General features: G+C 68.6%; 16 protein-coding genes. 9 read left to right on the top strand and 7 right to left on the bottom strand.

Annotated elements, in window-relative coordinates:
• Window positions 1–97: 97 nt before the first annotated feature.
• Window positions 98–1,084, bottom strand: coding sequence for a heme o synthase (locus IG65_RS0130580; protein ID WP_030518428.1), 987 nt, complete (start codon window positions 1,082–1,084; stop codon window positions 98–100).
• 438 nt (window positions 1,085–1,522) lie between these two features.
• On the opposite strand from IG65_RS0130580, the gene tkt reads away from it, so the two are divergent.
• Genes tkt through pgl form a run of 5 tightly spaced genes read left to right on the top strand, consistent with a single transcriptional unit; the run spans window position 1,523 to window position 7,998 of the window.
• Complete coding sequence (gene tkt, locus IG65_RS0130575; protein WP_030518427.1) at window positions 1,523–3,667, top strand: transketolase; 2,145 nt, start codon at window positions 1,523–1,525, stop codon at window positions 3,665–3,667.
• Window positions 3,668–3,670: 3 nt separating this feature from the next.
• Window positions 3,671–4,801 (top strand): transaldolase, encoded by a 1,131-nt coding sequence (gene tal, locus IG65_RS0130570; protein ID WP_030518426.1) that lies wholly within the window; start codon window positions 3,671–3,673, stop codon window positions 4,799–4,801.
• A gap of 5 nt (window positions 4,802–4,806) precedes the next feature.
• Window positions 4,807–6,369 (top strand): glucose-6-phosphate dehydrogenase, encoded by a 1,563-nt coding sequence (gene zwf, locus IG65_RS0130565; RefSeq protein WP_030518425.1) that lies wholly within the window; start codon window positions 4,807–4,809, stop codon window positions 6,367–6,369.
• Entirely contained in the window at window positions 6,366–7,274 is a 909-nt protein-coding gene (gene opcA, locus IG65_RS0130560; protein ID WP_030518424.1) for a glucose-6-phosphate dehydrogenase assembly protein OpcA, read from the top strand. Before zwf ends, opcA begins: the two co-directional genes overlap by 4 nt.
• Window positions 7,267–7,998 carry a 6-phosphogluconolactonase gene (gene pgl / locus IG65_RS0130555; protein WP_030518423.1) on the top strand — a complete coding sequence of 244 codons (732 nt, stop codon included), beginning with the start codon at window positions 7,267–7,269 and terminating at the stop codon, window positions 7,996–7,998. The genes opcA and pgl overlap by 8 nt, the downstream gene beginning before the upstream one ends.
• A gap of 180 nt (window positions 7,999–8,178) precedes the next feature.
• Here the strand turns inward: pgl and IG65_RS0130550 are convergent, their stop codons facing one another.
• Entirely contained in the window at window positions 8,179–9,171 is a 993-nt protein-coding gene (locus tag IG65_RS0130550; protein ID WP_036526204.1) for an alpha/beta fold hydrolase, read from the bottom strand.
• A gap of 54 nt (window positions 9,172–9,225) precedes the next feature.
• On the opposite strand from IG65_RS0130550, the gene IG65_RS0130545 reads away from it, so the two are divergent.
• Entirely contained in the window at window positions 9,226–10,062 is an 837-nt protein-coding gene (locus IG65_RS0130545; protein WP_030518421.1) for an SDR family NAD(P)-dependent oxidoreductase, read from the top strand.
• A 67-nt stretch (window positions 10,063–10,129) separates the two neighbouring features.
• Complete coding sequence (locus IG65_RS0130540) at window positions 10,130–10,621, top strand: flavin reductase family protein (protein ID WP_030518420.1); 492 nt, start codon at window positions 10,130–10,132, stop codon at window positions 10,619–10,621.
• A gap of 33 nt (window positions 10,622–10,654) precedes the next feature.
• Here IG65_RS0130540 and IG65_RS0130535 read toward each other — a convergent pair whose 3' ends face one another.
• Entirely contained in the window at window positions 10,655–11,497 is an 843-nt protein-coding gene (locus IG65_RS0130535) for a LysR family transcriptional regulator (RefSeq protein WP_036526202.1), read from the bottom strand.
• Window positions 11,498–11,567: 70 nt separating this feature from the next.
• On the opposite strand from IG65_RS0130535, the gene IG65_RS0130530 reads away from it, so the two are divergent.
• The gene (locus IG65_RS0130530; RefSeq protein WP_231509529.1) at window positions 11,568–12,719 is read left to right on the top strand and encodes a YbfB/YjiJ family MFS transporter; all 1,152 of its coding nucleotides are present in this window, start codon (window positions 11,568–11,570) and stop codon (window positions 12,717–12,719) included.
• On the opposite strand, the gene secG is transcribed toward IG65_RS0130530, so the two are convergent.
• Genes secG through IG65_RS0130510 form a run of 4 tightly spaced genes read right to left on the bottom strand, consistent with a single transcriptional unit; the run spans window position 12,706 to window position 15,554 of the window.
• Window positions 12,706–12,939, bottom strand: a complete 234-nt coding sequence (gene secG, locus IG65_RS0130525; RefSeq protein WP_030518417.1) for a preprotein translocase subunit SecG — start codon at window positions 12,937–12,939, stop codon at window positions 12,706–12,708. The genes IG65_RS0130530 and secG overlap by 14 nt on opposite strands.
• 20 nt (window positions 12,940–12,959) lie before the next feature.
• Window positions 12,960–13,706 carry an SDR family oxidoreductase gene (locus tag IG65_RS0130520; protein ID WP_030518416.1) on the bottom strand — a complete coding sequence of 249 codons (747 nt, stop codon included), beginning with the start codon at window positions 13,704–13,706 and terminating at the stop codon, window positions 12,960–12,962.
• 31 nt (window positions 13,707–13,737) lie between these two features.
• On the bottom strand, window positions 13,738–14,922 hold the full coding sequence (locus IG65_RS0130515; protein WP_030518415.1) for an NADH:flavin oxidoreductase: 1,185 nt from the start codon (window positions 14,920–14,922) through the stop codon (window positions 13,738–13,740).
• Between the two features lie 2 nt (window positions 14,923–14,924).
• The gene (locus tag IG65_RS0130510; protein WP_063833822.1) at window positions 14,925–15,554 is read right to left on the bottom strand and encodes a TetR/AcrR family transcriptional regulator; all 630 of its coding nucleotides are present in this window, start codon (window positions 15,552–15,554) and stop codon (window positions 14,925–14,927) included.
• 166 nt (window positions 15,555–15,720) lie between these two features.
• Here IG65_RS0130510 and IG65_RS0130505 point away from each other — a divergent pair, with 166 nt between their 5' ends.
• On the top strand, window positions 15,721–16,860 hold the full coding sequence (locus tag IG65_RS0130505) for an LLM class flavin-dependent oxidoreductase (protein ID WP_030518413.1): 1,140 nt from the start codon (window positions 15,721–15,723) through the stop codon (window positions 16,858–16,860).
• Window positions 16,861–16,998 lie beyond the last annotated feature (138 nt).

Here is a 16,998-nt window from a genome sequence, read left to right as displayed (position 1 = left end):
CGGCACATCGGGACCGCCGGCCGGATCGGATTACCGGTGAGGCGCGCGCCTATTCGATGTGGCGGATTGCGGGCCCAGGGCCGGGCCCGAAGCGATCTCAGCCGAACAGCGTCGAGCCGATGGTGTGCCAGCCGAGGACCGAGTCCACGGCCAGACCGCAGAACACCACGGCGAGGTAGTTGTTGGACTGCAGGAACAGCCGCAGCGGCTTGACCGACGCCCCCCGGCGCACGCCGGAGTACAGCTGATGTGCCATCAGCAGGAACCAGGCGCCGGCCACGATGGCGACCGCCGCGTACACGACACCCGTCGCCGGAATCAGCGCCAGGGTGGCGAGCACGGTCAGCCAGGTGTAGATGACGATCTGCTTGGTCACGGCGCGTTCGGTCGCCACCACCGGCAGCATCGGCACGCCGGCCGCGCGGTAGTCGTCCTTGTAGCGCATGGCCAGCGCCCAGGTGTGCGGCGGCGTCCAGAAGAAGATGACCGCGAACAGTGCGACCGCGGGCCAGCCGATGGTTCCGGTGACCGCCGACCAGCCGACCAGTGCGGGCATACAGCCCGCCGCGCCGCCCCACACCACGTTCTGCGAGGTCCGGCGCTTGAGGCCGAGGGTGTAGACGAAGACGTAGAACAGGATCGTCGCGACCACGAGCAGGCCCGAGAGCAGATTCGCCTGCCACCACAACCACGCGAACGAGCCGGCACCGAGAGCGACACCGAAGACGAACGCGTTGCGGGTCGGCACCGCCTCGCGCGCCAGCGGACGCTTCGACGTGCGCTTCATGACCTTGTCGATATCGGCGTCGGCGACACAGTTGAGGGTGTTGGCACTGGCCGCACCCATCCAGCCGCCGAACAGGGTGGCCACGATCAACCGGATGTCGACATGGCCACGGTCGGCCAGCAGCATCGTCGGGATGGTGGCCACCAGCAGCAGCTCGATGACCCGCGGTTTCGTCAGCGCGATGTAGGCGAGTACCCGGCGGGTCAGCTTCGACAGCGGGCCGCTGCCCTGGACACGGTCGGCGAGCGCCGTCGCGGAGGAGCCATGCGCATCACCCGGCTGTTGCCCAATCCGCACTGTCTCTCCTCGCAGGTGGTGCATCGATCCGGTAGGGAAGCAACGGTTTCGGCCGCGTGGCGGGCCTCCCGCGCGCAGCCGTTTCCGCTGTCACCGCAGAGCGCGGCGCGGGCGGCGCAGCCTCTACTACAGACGATGGTAGACCCCCGCGTGTTGTGCTCCAGCACCCACCCGCCGCCAAACCGCCCGTGCCGCAGGCGATCGGCCCCGGCAGGACCGGACGCGAGCGCCACGTCACATATCCGCCGTCGGCCGCTGTGCGGAATCGCCGCGACCGGTCACGGCGGCGACTGTCATCATTCACCGTAACCCCGCGCACCTGCACGGGGTGCGGGCGAAGGGTTCCCCACTCAAGGCGATCAGGCGACCTCTAGGGTGGTGGGTACAGCCCGCAAGCCGCCGTTGTACACACACGAGAAGGTCAGGAGAACCTCGGTCGTGTCAGTCACAGACGACATCCGCGCCCTCACCCAGCCCGCACATCCGGCCGACTGGACCGAACTGGACACCAGAGCCATCGACACCGTCCGTGTCCTGGCCGCCGACGCGGTGCAGGCCGCCGGCAACGGTCACCCCGGCACCGCGATGAGCTTGGCGCCGCTGGCCTACACCCTCTACCAGCGGGTCCTGCGCTACGACCCGAGCGATCCGGATTGGACCGGCCGCGACCGGTTCATCCTCTCGTGCGGACATTCCAGCCTGACCCAGTACATCCAGCTGTACCTGTCGGGACTGGGCCTGGAACTCGACGACCTGAAGCACCTGCGCAAGTGGGGTTCGCTGACCCCGGGGCACCCGGAGTTCCGCCACACCAAGGGCGTGGAGATCACCACCGGCCCGCTCGGCCAGGGCCTGGCCTCGGCGGTCGGCATGGCGATGGCCGCCCGGCGCGAGCGCGGTCTCTACGACCCGTCCGCCGCGACCGGCGCCAGCCCGTTCGACCACTTCGTCTACGTCATCGCCTCCGACGGCGATATCGAAGAGGGCGTCACCTCGGAGGCCTCCTCGCTGGCCGGCACGCAGCAGCTGGGCAATCTGATCGTCTTCTACGACGACAACCGGATCTCCATCGAGGACGACACTTCCATCGCGCTGACCGAGGACACCGCCGAGCGCTACCGCGCCTACGGCTGGCACGTGCAGGTCGTCGAGGGCGGTGAGAACGTCACCGGCATCCTGGAGGCGATCGAGGCCGCCAAGGCAGTCACCGACAAGCCGTCGTTCATCCTGTTGCGCACGATCATCGGCTATCCCGCGCCGAACAAGATGAACACCGGCGCCGCGCACGGCGCCGCGCTGGGCGCCGACGAAGTGGCCGCCACCAAGGAGATCCTGGGCTTCGATCCGGGCCAGAGCTTCGTCGTCGACGACGAGGTCATCGCCCACACCCGCGGCAACGCCGCCGAACGCGCCAAGTCGGCCCGCGCCGCCTGGCAGGAGCAGTTCGACGCGTGGACGCAGGCCAACCCGGAGAACAAGGAGCTGTTCGACCGGCTGCGCGAGCGCCGGCTGCCGAAGGGCTGGACCGAGGGGCTGCCCTCGTTCGAGCCCGACGCCAAGGGCATGGCCACCCGCAAGGCCTCGGGCAAGGTCCTGGCCGCGCTGGCCCCGGTGCTCCCGGAGCTGTGGGGCGGTTCGGCCGACCTGGCCGAATCGAACAACACCACCATGCCCGGCGTGCCGAGTTTCGGCCCGGCGTCGATCTCCACGGGTATGTGGAAGGCCGAGCCCTACGGCCGCACCCTGCACTTCGGTGTGCGCGAGCACGCGATGGGTTCGATTCTCAACGGCATCGCCCTGCACGGCCCGACCCGGCCCTACGGCGGCACCTTCCTGGTGTTCTCCGACTACATGCGCCCGGCGGTCCGGCTGGCCGCGCTCATGCGCGTGCCGGCCATCTACGTCTGGACCCACGACTCCATCGGCCTGGGTGAGGACGGCCCGACCCACCAGCCGATCGAGCACCTCGCCGCGCTGCGCGCCATCCCGGGCCTGAACGTGGTCCGCCCCGGCGACGCCAACGAGACCGTGTACGCGTGGCGCACCATCCTGGAGCTCGAAAGCGCCGAGCAGCATTCGCATTTCGTGCCGGCCGACCACCCGCACACCGACGGCCCGTCGGCGCTGGCGCTGACCCGCCAGGACGTGCCCACCCTGGAGGGCACCAGCTACGAGGGCGTCTCCCGCGGCGGCTACATCCTGGCCGAATCCTCCACCGGCACACCGCAGGTGATCCTGATCGCCACCGGTTCCGAACTTCAGCTCGCCGTCGCCGCGCGCACTACGCTGGAGGAGCAGGGCATCGGCACCCGCGTGGTGTCCATGCCGTGCGTGGAATGGTTCGACGCGCAGGAACAGTCCTACCGCGACGAGGTGCTGCCGCCGCAGATCACCGCCCGCGTCACGGTCGAGGCCGGTATCGCGATGCCGTGGCACCGCTTCACCGGCAGCGACGGTGAGAACGTCTCGATCGAGCACTTCGGTGCCTCGGCCGACTTCAAGACCCTGTTCCGCGAATTCGGCATCACCGCCGAAGCCGTCGTCGATGCCGCGAAGCGCTCACTCGACAAGGTGAAGGGATAACCAATGGCACAGAACGAGAATCTCGCCGCACTGTCTCGCGCAGGCGTGTCGGTGTGGCTCGACGATCTGTCACGCAACCGGATCCGCTCGGGCAATCTCGCCGACCTCGTCGCCACCCGCAGCATCGTCGGCGTGACCACCAACCCGACCATCTTCCAGGCCGCGCTGAGCGAGGGCCACGCCTACGACGACCAGGTCAAGGAGCTGGCCGCCCAGGGCGCCGATGCCGACGCCGCCATCCGCACGATCACCACCGACGACGTCCGCTCGGCCTGCGACGTGCTGACCGAGGTCTTCGACGCGACCGGCGGCGTGGACGGCCGGATCTCGATCGAGGTCGACCCGCGGCTGGCCTTCGACACCGACAAGACCGTCGCGCAGGCGGTCGAGCTGTGGAAGATCGTCGATCGGCCGAATCTGTTCATCAAGATTCCGGCCACCGAGGAGGGCCTGCCCGCGATCACGCGCGTGATCGCCGAAGGGATCAGCGTCAACGTCACGCTGATCTTCTCGGTGCAGCGCTACCTCAGCGTGATGGGCGCCTATCTGGACGGCCTGCGCAAGGCGCGCATCGCCGGACACGACCTGGCCCGCATCCATTCGGTCGCGTCGTTCTTCGTCTCCCGCGTGGACACCGAGATCGACAAGCGGCTCGAGCAGATCGGTTCGGACGAGGCGCTGGCCTTGCGCGGCAAGGCCGGAATCGCCAACGCGCGCTTGGCCTATGCCGCCTACCAGGACGTGTTCGACGGGGGTAACCACACCTCGACCTACTCGCATCTGGCCTCGTCCGGCGGTAACCGGCAGCGGCCGCTGTGGGCGTCGACGGGCGTGAAGAACCCGGACTACCCCGACACCATGTACATCACCGAGCTGGTGGCGCCGAATACGGTCAACACGCTGCCCGAGAAGACCCTCGAGGCGTTCGCCGACCACGGCGAACTGCGCGGGGATACGGTGTCGGGCACGGCGGCCGACGCGCAGGGCGTATTCGACGCGCTCACCGGCGTCGGAGTCGATCTCGACGACGTGTTCGCCGTCCTCGAGCGCGAAGGTGTCGAGAAGTTCGAGAAGTCGTGGGACGAGCTGCTCACGGCGACCACCGCCGAGTTGAAGAGCACCGGAAGCAACTGACCGCGATGGCCGGCCAGAAGAAGACGGCCGCCCCGGGGAATCCGCTGCGCGAGGAGCGCGACAAACGGCTTCCCCGGATCGCCGGCCCGTGCAGCATGGTGATCTTCGGGGTGACAGGTGACCTGTCACGCAAGAAACTGATGCCGGCCATCTACGACCTCGCGAACCGGGGGCTGCTGCCCCCGGGTTTCGCGCTGGTCGGGTTCGCCCGGCGCGATTACGCCGACGAGGATTTCGCTCAGGTCGTCCTCCAGGCGGTCAAGGAGCATGCGCGCACCCCGTTCCGGCAGGAGGTGTGGGAACAGCTGTCGGAAGGTATCCGCTTCGTGCAGGGCACCTTCGACGACGACGCCGCCTTCGGCACGCTCGCGCAGACGCTCAAGAAGCTGGACGCCGAACGTGGCACCGGCGGCAACCACGCTTTTTATCTGTCGATTCCGCCGAACGCCTTTCCGATTGTGCTGGAACAGCTTTCGCGCACCGGGCTGGCGAAGCCGCCGGATCCGGGGCCGGGCAAACCGCAGCCGTGGCGGCGGGTGGTGATCGAGAAGCCCTTCGGTCACGACCTGCAGAGCGCCCAGGAGCTCAACGCCCTGGTCAACCGGGTGTTCCCCGAGGAGACGGTCTTCCGTATCGACCACTACCTCGGCAAGGAGACGGTGCAGAACCTGCTGGCGCTGCGGTTCGCGAACGAACTGTTCGAGCCGATCTGGAACGCCAACTTCGTCGACCACGTGCAGATCACGATGGCCGAGGACATCGGATTGGGCGGGCGCGCAGGCTATTACGACGGCATCGGCGCCGCCCGCGACGTCATCCAGAACCATCTGCTGCAGCTGCTGGCGCTGACGGCGATGGAGGATCCGGTCAGCTTCCAGCCGCGACAGCTGCAGATCGAGAAGATCAAGGTGCTTTCGGCGACGAAGCTGGTCGAACCGCTGGAGGAGACCACCGCCCGCGGCCAGTACGCGGCCGGCTGGCAGGGCAGCGAGCGCGTGGTGGGCCTGGCCGAGGAGGAGGGTTTCGATCCGCATTCGCGCACCGAGACCTACGCCGCGATCACGCTGAACGTCGACACGCGCCGCTGGGCGGGCGTGCCGTTCTATCTGCGCACCGGAAAACGCCTGGGGCGCAGGGTCACCGAGATCGCGGTCATGTTCAAGCGGGCCCCTCATCTGCCCTTCGATCAGACCATGACCGAGGAGCTGGGCCAGAACGCGCTCGTCATCCGGGTGCAGCCGGACGAGGGCATCACCATGCGGTTCGGGTCGAAGGTGCCCGGATCCAGTATGGAAGTCCGCGACGTCAACATGGATTTCAGCTACGGCGAATCGTTCACCGAATCCTCGCCCGAGGCCTACGAACGGCTCATCCTGGATGTGCTGCTGGGCGAGCCGTCGCTGTTCCCGGTCAACGAGGAGGTCGAATTGGCGTGGCGCATCCTCGATCCCGTACTCGATCATTGGGCCGAGGGCGGTAAGCCCGAGTTATACGAGTCCGGCACCTGGGGTCCGGCCTCCGCCGACGAGATGCTCGCCCGCACCGGGCGCGAATGGCGGCGGCCATGATCGTGGACATGCCCGACACCAGCACCCGCGATGTGACCAAACGATTGGTCAGCCTGCGCGAGTCCAACGGTGTGATCGCCATGGGCCGGGTGCTCACGCTGGTGGTGTGCACGCTGGATTCCTCGGAGGCCGAGGACGCCATCGACGCGGCCAACGACGCCAGCCGCGAACACCCCTGTCGCGTGATCGTGCTCGCGCGCGGCGACCGGTTCTCCGAGACCAAACTCGACGCCCAGATCCGGGTCGGCGGCGACGCCGGGGCGGCCGAGGTGATAGTGCTGCGACTGCAGGGCGAGCTGGTCAACAACGAGAGCAGCGTGGTCATCCCGTTCCTGCTGCCGGACACTCCGGTGGTGGCGTGGTGGCCGCGCGGCGCGCCGGAGTTTCCGTCGCGGGATTCGGTGGGACGCTTGGCGATTCGCCGGATCACCGATTCGACCTATGCCCCCGACCCGCGTGCGGCGATCACCCGGCGGCTGGATTCCTACGCACCGGGCGACACCGATCTGGCGTGGAGCCGGATCACGTTCTGGCGGGCGCTGCTGGCCTCGGCACTCGACGTGCCGCCGTACGACCCGATCGAATCGGTCACCGTGTCGGGCTTGGCCGAAGAACCCGCGCTCGACATTCTGGCGGGATGGCTGGCGGCCAAATTGGCGTGCCCGATCCGCCGCCGGACCGGAGAGTTGAAGGTCGTCCTGCACCGCGCGTCGGTGTCGGTCGGCATCGAACGTCCGCAGACGGGCCGCACCGCGACCCTGACGCGCACCGGCGAGCCCGATCAGCGGTTCGCGCTCGCCCGTCGTGAGACCAAGGACTGCCTGGCGGAGGAACTGCGGCGGCTCGATGCCGACGAGGTCTACGCCGAGGCACTGGCCGGAATCGGGAAGGTGATCTATGAGTAAGCCGGAAATCGCGGTTTTTGCCGATCACGACGAACTGGTGAAGGCGGCAGCCGTGCGGTTCGTGCAGGTGGTGACCAGGGCTCAGGCCGAGCATGGCTCGGCGTCGGTGGTTCTCACCGGCGGTGGCACCGGGATCGCCCTGCTGGAGCAGGTGCGGCACGCACCCGGCGCGATCGACTTCGGTCGCCTGGATGTGTTCTGGGGCGACGAACGGTTCGTCCCCGCGGGCGATGCCGAACGCAACGAATTGCAGGCACGCGAGGCGTTGCTCGATCACGTGCCGGTCGACCCGGCGCGGGTGCATCCGGTCGCGACCTCCGACGGGGAGTATCCGGATCCGGTCGAGGCCGCCGCCGAGTATTCGGCGACGGTGCACGCGCATCTGGCCGAGCACGGCGCATTCGACCTCCATCTGCTCGGCATGGGTGGCGACGCTCATGTGAACTCGCTGTTCCCGCATTCCGCGGCCGTGGCGGAGGAGCACGAACTCGTTCTCGCCGTGACCGATTCGCCGAAGCCGCCGCCGGTGCGCGTCACCCTGACCCTGCCCGCGGTCGCCCGCGCGCGGCATGTGGTTCTGGTGGTCGGCGGCGAGGGCAAGGCCGAGGCGGTGGCCCAGGCGGTGGGCGGTGCTTCCCCGCTCGAGATCCCGGCGGCCGGGGCGCACGGCAGCGAAACCACCACCTGGATGGTCGACGAGGCAGCGGCCGCGAAACTGCCCTGAGCCGGGTCGTTATTCCGGCTAATCGTCCTAGGTCTGCGCCCACGCTGCGACAGGCAGGCTCAGATACACACCGACGAGGTGGCCCGCGGGCAGGATGCGGGCCACCTCGTCGTGAATATGGCCCGCCCGGCGGTGCGGTAGACCCTCCGGTCGCACCCGGCGCGGGGAGTGGGCGAATCCCTACCGCGGCACCGCGTTTCGCGACGCATCGCCGGCGACAAGTTCGGCGAGGTGACGCAACAGGAAGTCGTTCACCGCATCGGTGCGCTCGAGTTGGACGAGATGTCCTGCGCCGGGCACCTTTTCGACCGCCCGCAGATCCGGTACGTGCGCACGCAGCACCGCCAGTGGGTCGCGGCCGCTGAAACCCTCCATATCCGGGTCGTTTTCGCCGTAGAGGAAGCAGGTCGGCACCGGCACCGTCGTCGGCAGGCCCTCGGTCAGCTCCCAGTTGCGGTCCAGCGCCCGGTACCAGGTCAGCCCGCCGGTGAAGCCGGTCCGTTCGAATTCGGCTGCCAGGGTGTCGAATTCGGGTTCCGAGAGCCACGGCCAGGGCAGTGCGGGTGCCTGCGGCAGTGCGTCCAGGTAACCGATGCCGGGCGGATTCTTCCAGGTGTCGAGGTAGTGGAACTCGCCACTGAGCGCGTAGTACACGCGGGCCAGGAATTCGCGGGGGTGAGCGGCGAGTTCGGCGTCGGCCACACCGGGCTCCTGAAAATACGACAGGTGCAGGAAATGACGCTGCGCGGCGCGCGTCCAGAACTCCGACGGCGCCTTCGGCGGCCGGGGCGCGTACGGATTGTTCAGCACCATGATCGCCGCTACCCGTTCCGGCGCCCGCAGTGCCAGCTCCCACACCAGTTGGGCGCCGAAGTCCAGGCCGACGAAAACCGCTCGCTCGGCGCCGATCTCGTCGAGCAGCCCGAGCAGATCGCCGATCACGGCCCGATTGGTGGTCGCCTCCACCCCGCCGGGCGCCTCGGTCCGGCCGTAGCCGCGCAGATCCGGGGCGATGGCGTGATATCCGGCTGCCGCCAGCGCCGGCAGTTGCCGATGCCACACGTACCATCCGTGCGGAAATCCGTGGCAGAAGATGACCGGATACCCGCGTCCCGCTTCGGCGATATGCAGCCGAATCCCGTTGGTTTCCACGAACCGATGCGTCGGCTCCACTGCGCCTCCCAGGTACTAGAACACGTTCTCGTTTCACGGTAGTGTCCCGGAGTCGTGAACGGAATACTGACCGATCGAGTCGCCGTCGTCACCGGTGCGAGCCGCGGTATCGGCAAGGGCATCGCGCTCGAGCTGGGTGCGGCCGGCGCGACGGTGTACGTGACCGGGCGCTCCGAACGTCCCGGGCAGCTGCCGGGCACCGTGGCCGCGACCGCCGGCGAGATCGACGAGCTCGGCGGGCGCGGGGTGGCGTTCGTCTGCGACCACCGCGACGACGAGGCGGTGGCGCGGTTGTTCGAGACCGTGCGCGCCGATCACGGCCGGTTGGATGTGCTGGTCAACAACGTCTACAACTCGCCCGCCTCGGCGCGCTGGCTCGGCAAACCGTTCTGGGAGGTGCCGCCGAAGGCCTGGGACGAGGGCTTCGATATCGGCGTGCGCTCGCATTACGCCGCCGCCCATTTCGCGGCGCCGCTGCTGATCGAATCGGGCGGGCTGATCGTCGACATCTCCTCACCGGGTGCCGAACATTTCACCCACAACGTCGTCTACGGCGTGGGCAAGGCCGCCGTCGACCGGCTGACCGCCGATATGGCGCACGATCTGGCCGCCACCGAGGTCACGGTGGTGTCGCTGTGGCCGGGGATCGTGAATACCGAACTGCTGCAGCTGGTTCCGGCCGATGCGCAGGGCCGGCGCCTGATCACGCTGCCCGGTGAGGGCACCTTCGATCTGAACGAGGCCGAGACTCCGCATTTCGCCGGGCGCGCGGTGGTCGCGCTCGCGGCGGATCCGGGCCGGCGCTCACGCACCGGCCGGGCGTGGCGGGTGGCCGATCTGGCCGAGGCCTACGGCTTCACCGATATCGACGGTCGCGTGCCGCGCACGTGACAGGCGCTGTTCCCTTAGCCTGAGGCGGCGGCTCGCATCCCGCGACGCCGGCAGTGAAGGAGGGTGGATGGACGCGATCGCGAATTTCGACGCGCTGGTAGCGGCGGCGGACGCTCCGATCTACGTGGTGACGGTGGCGACGGAAACCGAGCGCGCCGGTTGTGTGGTCGGCTTCGCGTCCCAGGTCGGGATCGAACCGCGCCGATTCCTGGTGTGCCTGTCCGAACTCAACTACACCTACCGGGTGGCCGCGGGCGCCACCCACGTCGCGGTGCATCTCGTCGATTCCGGTTCGCGGGCCCTTGCCCAGCTGTTCGGTGCGGAGACCGGCGACGATGTCGACAAGTTCACCTGGTGCCGGTGGCATCACGGCCCCGACGGAGTGGTGGTGCTCGACGAGGCGGCGGCCTGGTTCTCCGGCCGGATCCTCGAGCGCCACGATTTCGGCGACCACGTGGGTCTGCTGCTGGAACCGCTGGGCGGCCCGACCCCGCCGGTGGGCATCACCGGGCTGCGCTACAGCGACCTCGCCGGTCTCACTCCCGGCCACCCCGCCTGAAGGCTTCCCCTAGGCCCCCGGCGTTCGAGACCCTCAGCCGTTCGCGGCGAGGTCGAGGAAGCTCCGCACCGACCGCCCCGGCGCGGGCCGGGTCCGCCAGGCCAGCCGCAGGGCCGACGGCGGGGCGTCCGGGATATCGAGGTAGGCCACGCCGGGATGCGGCGCTCGGGTGCGTGCCAGTTCGGGAACGGCCCCGATGCCACGGTCGGCGGCGATCAACTCGATCCACTCGTCGAAATTCGTGCAGGTGACGATCTCGCGGCCGGGTTCGGCTGCGGGCCAACTGGTTTCGTCGGTGGTGCCGGAGACGGTATTGACCACCAGCGGATAGGCCGCCAGATCCTGCCACCGCAGCGCCGCCGCGTTGGCCAGCGGCGAGCGGATGGACACCGCCGCCACCCTCCGCTCGGTGCCGATGATCCGCCCGGTCATGGCGGCCGGCAGCCGAATATCCTTGCGATACAGCGCGATATCGATACTTCCCGCCGCGACGGCCGCCACCGGATCGTCGATGCGATGGATGCCGACCCGCCCGCCGCGCGCCTCGAAGCGGGTGCGGACCTCGGTGAACCAGTCGTCGGGCAACAACCAGGAAAACCCCACCGATACCCGGGCCCGCAGCCGCAGATCGGCGGTGACGGCATCGATATCGGCGACGATCCGGGTCGCGGCCGCGAGCAGATACTCCCCTTCCGCGGTGAGGACGAAGCGTCGCGCACTGCGCTCGACCAGCCGGCAGTCCAGAATCCGTTCGGCCTGTTGCACGGTGCGAGTCAGCGAGGGCTGGGTGGTGTGCAGCCGCGCCGCGGCGCGGGTGTAGTTGGCTTCCTCGCACAGCACCAGAAACGCGCGCAGATGCCGCAATTCCAGATCCATACGTTCAGCGTATACATCGTGCACAGGAAGCATTTCACGGGGCCGCGCCGGATCCGTAGCGTTGGTCGGCGTGACCATCGCACTTCCTCGACAGGCATCGCTCGCGCCCGCGCTGCGCGCCTCGGCCGGCTTGGCCGCCGCCATGGGCATCGGTCGCTTCGTCTACACGCCGCTGCTTCCGGTGATGATCGACGCCGGGCGCTTCGGCGCACATACCGGCGCGGTCGTGGCCGCGGCCAACTACGCGGGCTATCTGCTGGGCGCGGTCGCGCTGGCGCGGTTTCCGGAATACAACGGCCGCAAGACATTTCGGCTGTCGGCCGCCACGCTGGTGGTGAGTGAGGCGGCCATGGCGATCCCCGCGCCGGCGATCCTGCCGATCATCCTGCGGACGGTGGCCGGCGTCGCGAGCGCAGTCCTTTTCATCGGCTGCGCGCAGATCGCCGCCCGGCACGAAAACCGAAGGCGCGCAGCGGGTATCGCCTTCGCCGGAGTGGGCACGGGAATCGCGGCGACGGGTGCGCTGGTACTGATCGCGCAATCGGTGCTGTCGTGGCAGGCGCTGTGGCTCGCCGCGGCCGCGCTGACCGCGCTGCTGCTGTGGCCGGCCCTGCGGCTGGAAGTCGTCGCCGGTAGCCGTACCGGCGCGGCGACGGTGCGGTCGCCACGCTCCTGGCGGTTACTTCAGCTGACCTATTTCCTGGAGGGGCTGGGCTATATCGTCCTGGGAACGTTCCTGGTCGCCGCCGTGGACGCCACCGGTCATCGGACCGCGGGCACCGCGATCTGGATCGTCGTGGGAGTGGCGGCCGCCCCCGCGACCGTGGTGTGGGGCCTGATCGCCCGGCGGGCTACTCCGGTGATCGCCCTGGTGGGCGCGCTGGTGCTGCAATGTCTGTCGGCTCTGTTGCCGACACTGTCGGCGCGTGTATGGCTGGCGGTGGCGGCGGCCGCGCTGTTCGGCGCGACCTTCATGGGAATCACCCTGCTCGCCCTCGAGATCGGCGACGATCTGGCCGGTCCGGGGGCGGCGGCGACGTTGACCGCCGGATACGGGCTCGGCCAGATGCTCGGACCTCTGGCGGTGGCGCCGGTGCTCGGCGAGAGCTACGACGCCGCGTTCACGATCGCGGCGGCGATCCTGGCGGTGGCCGCGGTATCGGCGATCGCGATCTGCTCGCGGCGGCGCCGTGACGCCGCCGCGACGATCAGGCGAACTTGATCTCGAAGCCGATACCGAGGATGGCGATGAACCAGATCAGGCCGACGAAGATGGTGATGCGGTCGAGGTTCTTCTCGACCACCGTGGATCCGGACAGACTCGACTGCACACCACCACCGAACAGGCTGGACAAGCCTCCACCCTTCGCGCGGTGCAGCAACACCAGCAACACCAGCAGGACGCTGGTGATGACCAGGAGGATATCCAGGAACATTTGCATGCCGACAGTTTATGGGATGCTCAGCCCACCACCGAACCGGCCGTCATCCCGCCGTCGACGACGAATTCCGCACCGGTGCAGTAGCTGGATTCGGTGCTCGCCAGAAAGACCACCAGATCCGACACCTCGGCGGGCAGGCCGAGCCGCGCACGCACATTCTCGCCGCGATCGACCGCGATCTCCTCGGTGACCCCGATCATCGGCGTCAGAATTCCGCCGGGATGCACCGAGTTGACCCGCACGCCCTCGGGCGCGAGTTCCAGCGCGGCCGACTTGGTCAGCCCCCGCACTCCGAACTTCGAGGCGGTGTAGGCGTGCATGCCGCTCACGCCCTGCATACCGGCCGCGGAGGAAATATTGATCACCGCGGCCGGGCGGGCGGCGACCAGGGCGTCGCGCGCGGCGCTCAACCCCAGGAAGGGACCGGTCAGATTGATGTCGATGACCCGCTGCCACTGCTTCTCGGTGTAGGTGCCCAGCGGGCCGCCGTCCAGCACGCCCGCATTGTTGACCAGCACATTCAACAGCCCGAATCGTTCGACGGTGGCGGCGACCGCGGCCTGCCAGCCGGCGGCCTCGGTGACGTCGAGATGTACGTAGCCGGCCTGCTCACCCAGTTCCGCGGCCAGCGCCTGGCCCGCGTCGTCGGCGATGTCGCCGAGCATCACCCGCGCTCCCTCGGCGACGAAGGCCCGCGCGTGCGAGGCGCCCATGCCGGAGGCGCCGCCGCTGATGAGGGCGACCCGTCCCGTCAAACGTCCACTCATGACATCGTCTCTCTTCTCTCGTCTATCGGGGTCAGGATGCGGGAATGGGCGGGCCGTCCAGCCGCAGCACGCACCGGGTGCCGGTGTAGATGGTGGGCATGCATTCGTTGCAGTGGATGCAGGCCGAACGGGTCTCGGCGTCGGAGCGGATGCGCTGCAGCAGATCCGGCTCGCGGAGCAGGGCGCGGCCCATCGCCATGAATTCGAAGCCCTCGCGCCGCGCCCGCCGCATATCGTCGATATCGGTGATGCCGCCCAGCAGCACCAGCGGCATCGACAGCTCGCGGCGGAACTGGCGGGCCCGTTCGAGCAGGTAGGTGCCGTGATACGGGTACTCACGCAGGAACGCCTTGCCGACGACCTTGAAGCCCAGCCGGGTCGGGCCGGGCAACGTCTTGGCGAAGGCCTGCCGTGGCGCATCGCCGTGGAACAGCAGCATCGGGTTGAGCAGCGAACTACCCGCGGTCAGTTCGAGGGCGTCGAGTCCGCCGTCGGACTCCAGCCAGGAGGCCACCTGGAGTGACTCGGCCAGCGAAAATCCGCCGCGCACACCGTCTTCCATATTCAGCTTGGCCAGAATCGCCAGCCGGCCGCCGACGGCTTCGCGCACCGCGAGCGCGATCTCGCGAGCCATCCGGGCGCGATGTTCCAAGGGCCCGCCGTAGGCGTCCTTCCGGCGGTTCAGCAGCGGACTCAGGAACGAGCTGACCAGATAATTGTGGCCGAAATGCAGTTCCACGGCATCGAATCCGGCCTCCTCGGCCAGCAACACCGCCCGCACGTGCGCGGCGACCAGATCCTGGATCTCGGCCACCGAGGGCGACCGCATCATCTTCATGCTCAACGGCGACCACAGCCGCGTCGGCGCCAGCGCCGGTGCCCGGTTCGAGGCCGCGTTGGCGACCGGGCCCGCATGGCCGATCTGCGCGCTGACCTTGGCTCCTTCGGCGTGGATGGCGTCGGTGAGCCGCCGCAGTCCCGGTAGCGCCTCGGGGCGCATCCAGATCTGATGGCGGTCGGTGCGCCCGCCCGGTGCGACGGCGCAGTAGGCGATGGTGCTCATCCCCACGCCGCCGGCCGCGATCTCCCGATGGAACTCGATCAGTTCGTCGGTGACCAGCGCCTCGGGGGTCCGGCCCTCGAAGGTGGCGGCTTTGATCACCCGGTTGCGCAGGGTGATCGGGCCCAGGTCGACGGGTTCGAAAATATCGTTCACTACTACTCCTGTACGGCGGTATGCGAAGCGGTGGAGGCGGGCACGGCGGGATGCGGGGCACCGGTAGCGGGCGGGGGTGCGCTCAACCCGGCGATGACGAATTCGCGCAGCGTCGCCACCGCGGACGGCGCGATGTCGTAGTCCTCGGTGCTTCCGAAGCGCATGATGATCAGGTCGAAGGCCAGCTGCCAGCGGCGGCGCGCCTCACCGGAGGTCAGCTCCGGCAGCAGCTGTGACCACGACTCCATCCGGAACCACTGGTGCTGCCAGGACATCGGCCGCCGGCGCAGGATCAATCCGGCCAGCAGCCGCAGGTGCAACCGGCCCATCGGGTCGGCGGCGAGCTCGACGAACGGCGCGAGCACCGCGTCGACCACCGCCGGGACCGAGCTCGGCTCGGTGGCGGTGGCCGCCGCCAGCCCCTCGGCCCACAGCGGTCCGAGCCGATCCTCGATGAGGGCGGCGATCAGCGCCTCCTTGGAGCCGAAGTGGTAGTGCACCGCGGCCGGGTTGGCGCCCGCGGCCACGCAGATCGCCCGCACCGAGACGTCCTCGTAGCGCTCGGTCAGCAGTAACCGCTCCGCTGCCGCCAGCAGTTTGGCCCGGGTCCCGGCTGCCACCTTCTCGCCCATGTCGTTAGTGAACCACGACACAGAACAGGTTTCAATCACTGATTGAATCAGTGAGACAAAGAGCTGCGCACCGGCCGTTTCTCGGGTAGTGGACATGTCAAGGAATACTGGGACATCTGCCCTCGTTCAGGTGATTGAACTTTTGATCAGATCTCAGGAGGCGGCCATGCAGTTCGGCATCTTCACCGTCGGCGACGTCACCGTCGATCCGACCACCGGCATCGCGCCCACGGAGGGCGAGCGCATCGACGCGATGATGCGACTGGCCCTGAAGGCCGAGGAGGTCGGGCTGGACGTGTTCGCCACCGGCGAGCACCACAATCCGCCGTTCGTGCCGTCCTCGCCGACCACCATGCTCGGCTGGGTCGCGGCGCGCACCGAGAAATTGCAGTTGTCGACCTCGACCACGCTCATCACCACCAACGACCCGGTGAAGATCGCCGAGGACTACGCGATGCTGCAACATCTGTCGGGCGGCCGGGTCGACCTGATGATGGGCCGCGGCAACACCGGGCCGGTCTACCCGTGGTTCGGCAAGGACATCCGCAAGGGCGTCGAGCTCGCGATCGAGAACTACCACCTGCTGCGCCGGCTGTGGCGCGAACCGGTGGTCGACTGGCAGGGCCAGTTCCGCACGCCGCTGCAGGGCTTCACCGCGACTCCCGCACCGCTGGACGGCACGCCGCCGTTCGTGTGGCACGGCTCGATCCGTTCCCCGGAGATCGCCGAGCAGGCCGCCTATTACGGCGATGGCTTCTTCCACAACAACATCTTCTGGAACAAGGAACACACCGAGGAGATGGTGCGGCTGTACCGGCAGCGGTTCGAGCACTACGGTCACGGCTCGGCCGACCAGGCGATCGTCGGTCTGGGCGGGCAGGTGTTCATGGCCGAAACCGAAGCGGAGGCCAAGAAGTTCTTCCGGCCGTACTTCGACAACGCACCGGTCTACGGGCACGGTCCGTCGCTGGAGGATTTCACCGAGATGACGCCGCTGACCGTCGGCACTCCCCAGCAGGTCATCGAGCGCACCCTTGGCTTCGCCGACTACGCCGGCGACTACCAGCGCCAGCTGTTCCTGATCGACCACGCCGGCCTGCCCATCGACGTCGCCCTGGAACAGGTCGAGATCCTGGGCCGCGAGGTGGTGCCGGTGCTGCGCAAGGAATTCGAATTGCGCCGTCCCGCGCACGTTCCCAGCGATCCGCCGACCCACGCGTCGCTGGTGGCCGCCGGTCCGGAGGCGCCGCATCATCTGGTGGAGCCGGCGCGTGAGCGGCTGCTGGCCGCGGCCGAGCAGGCCTGATTCATTCCACCGCGTATTCATCCGACCGCATCGAACGAGGGACTCTCAATGACTGTGTCAAGCCGCAGCTGCCACCGATGTCGGGCGGATGGCACTGAATTCGCGGCCGTCGCGCAGCAAGGCCCACAAGACATCCAC

The sequence above is a fragment of the Nocardia sp. NRRL WC-3656 genome, from assembly GCF_000720265.1.
Lineage (GTDB): Bacteria > Actinomycetota > Actinomycetes > Mycobacteriales > Mycobacteriaceae > Nocardia > Nocardia nova.
The sequence above is the reverse complement of the archived record's forward strand: the minus strand, read 5'-3'. Positions and strand labels throughout refer to the sequence as shown.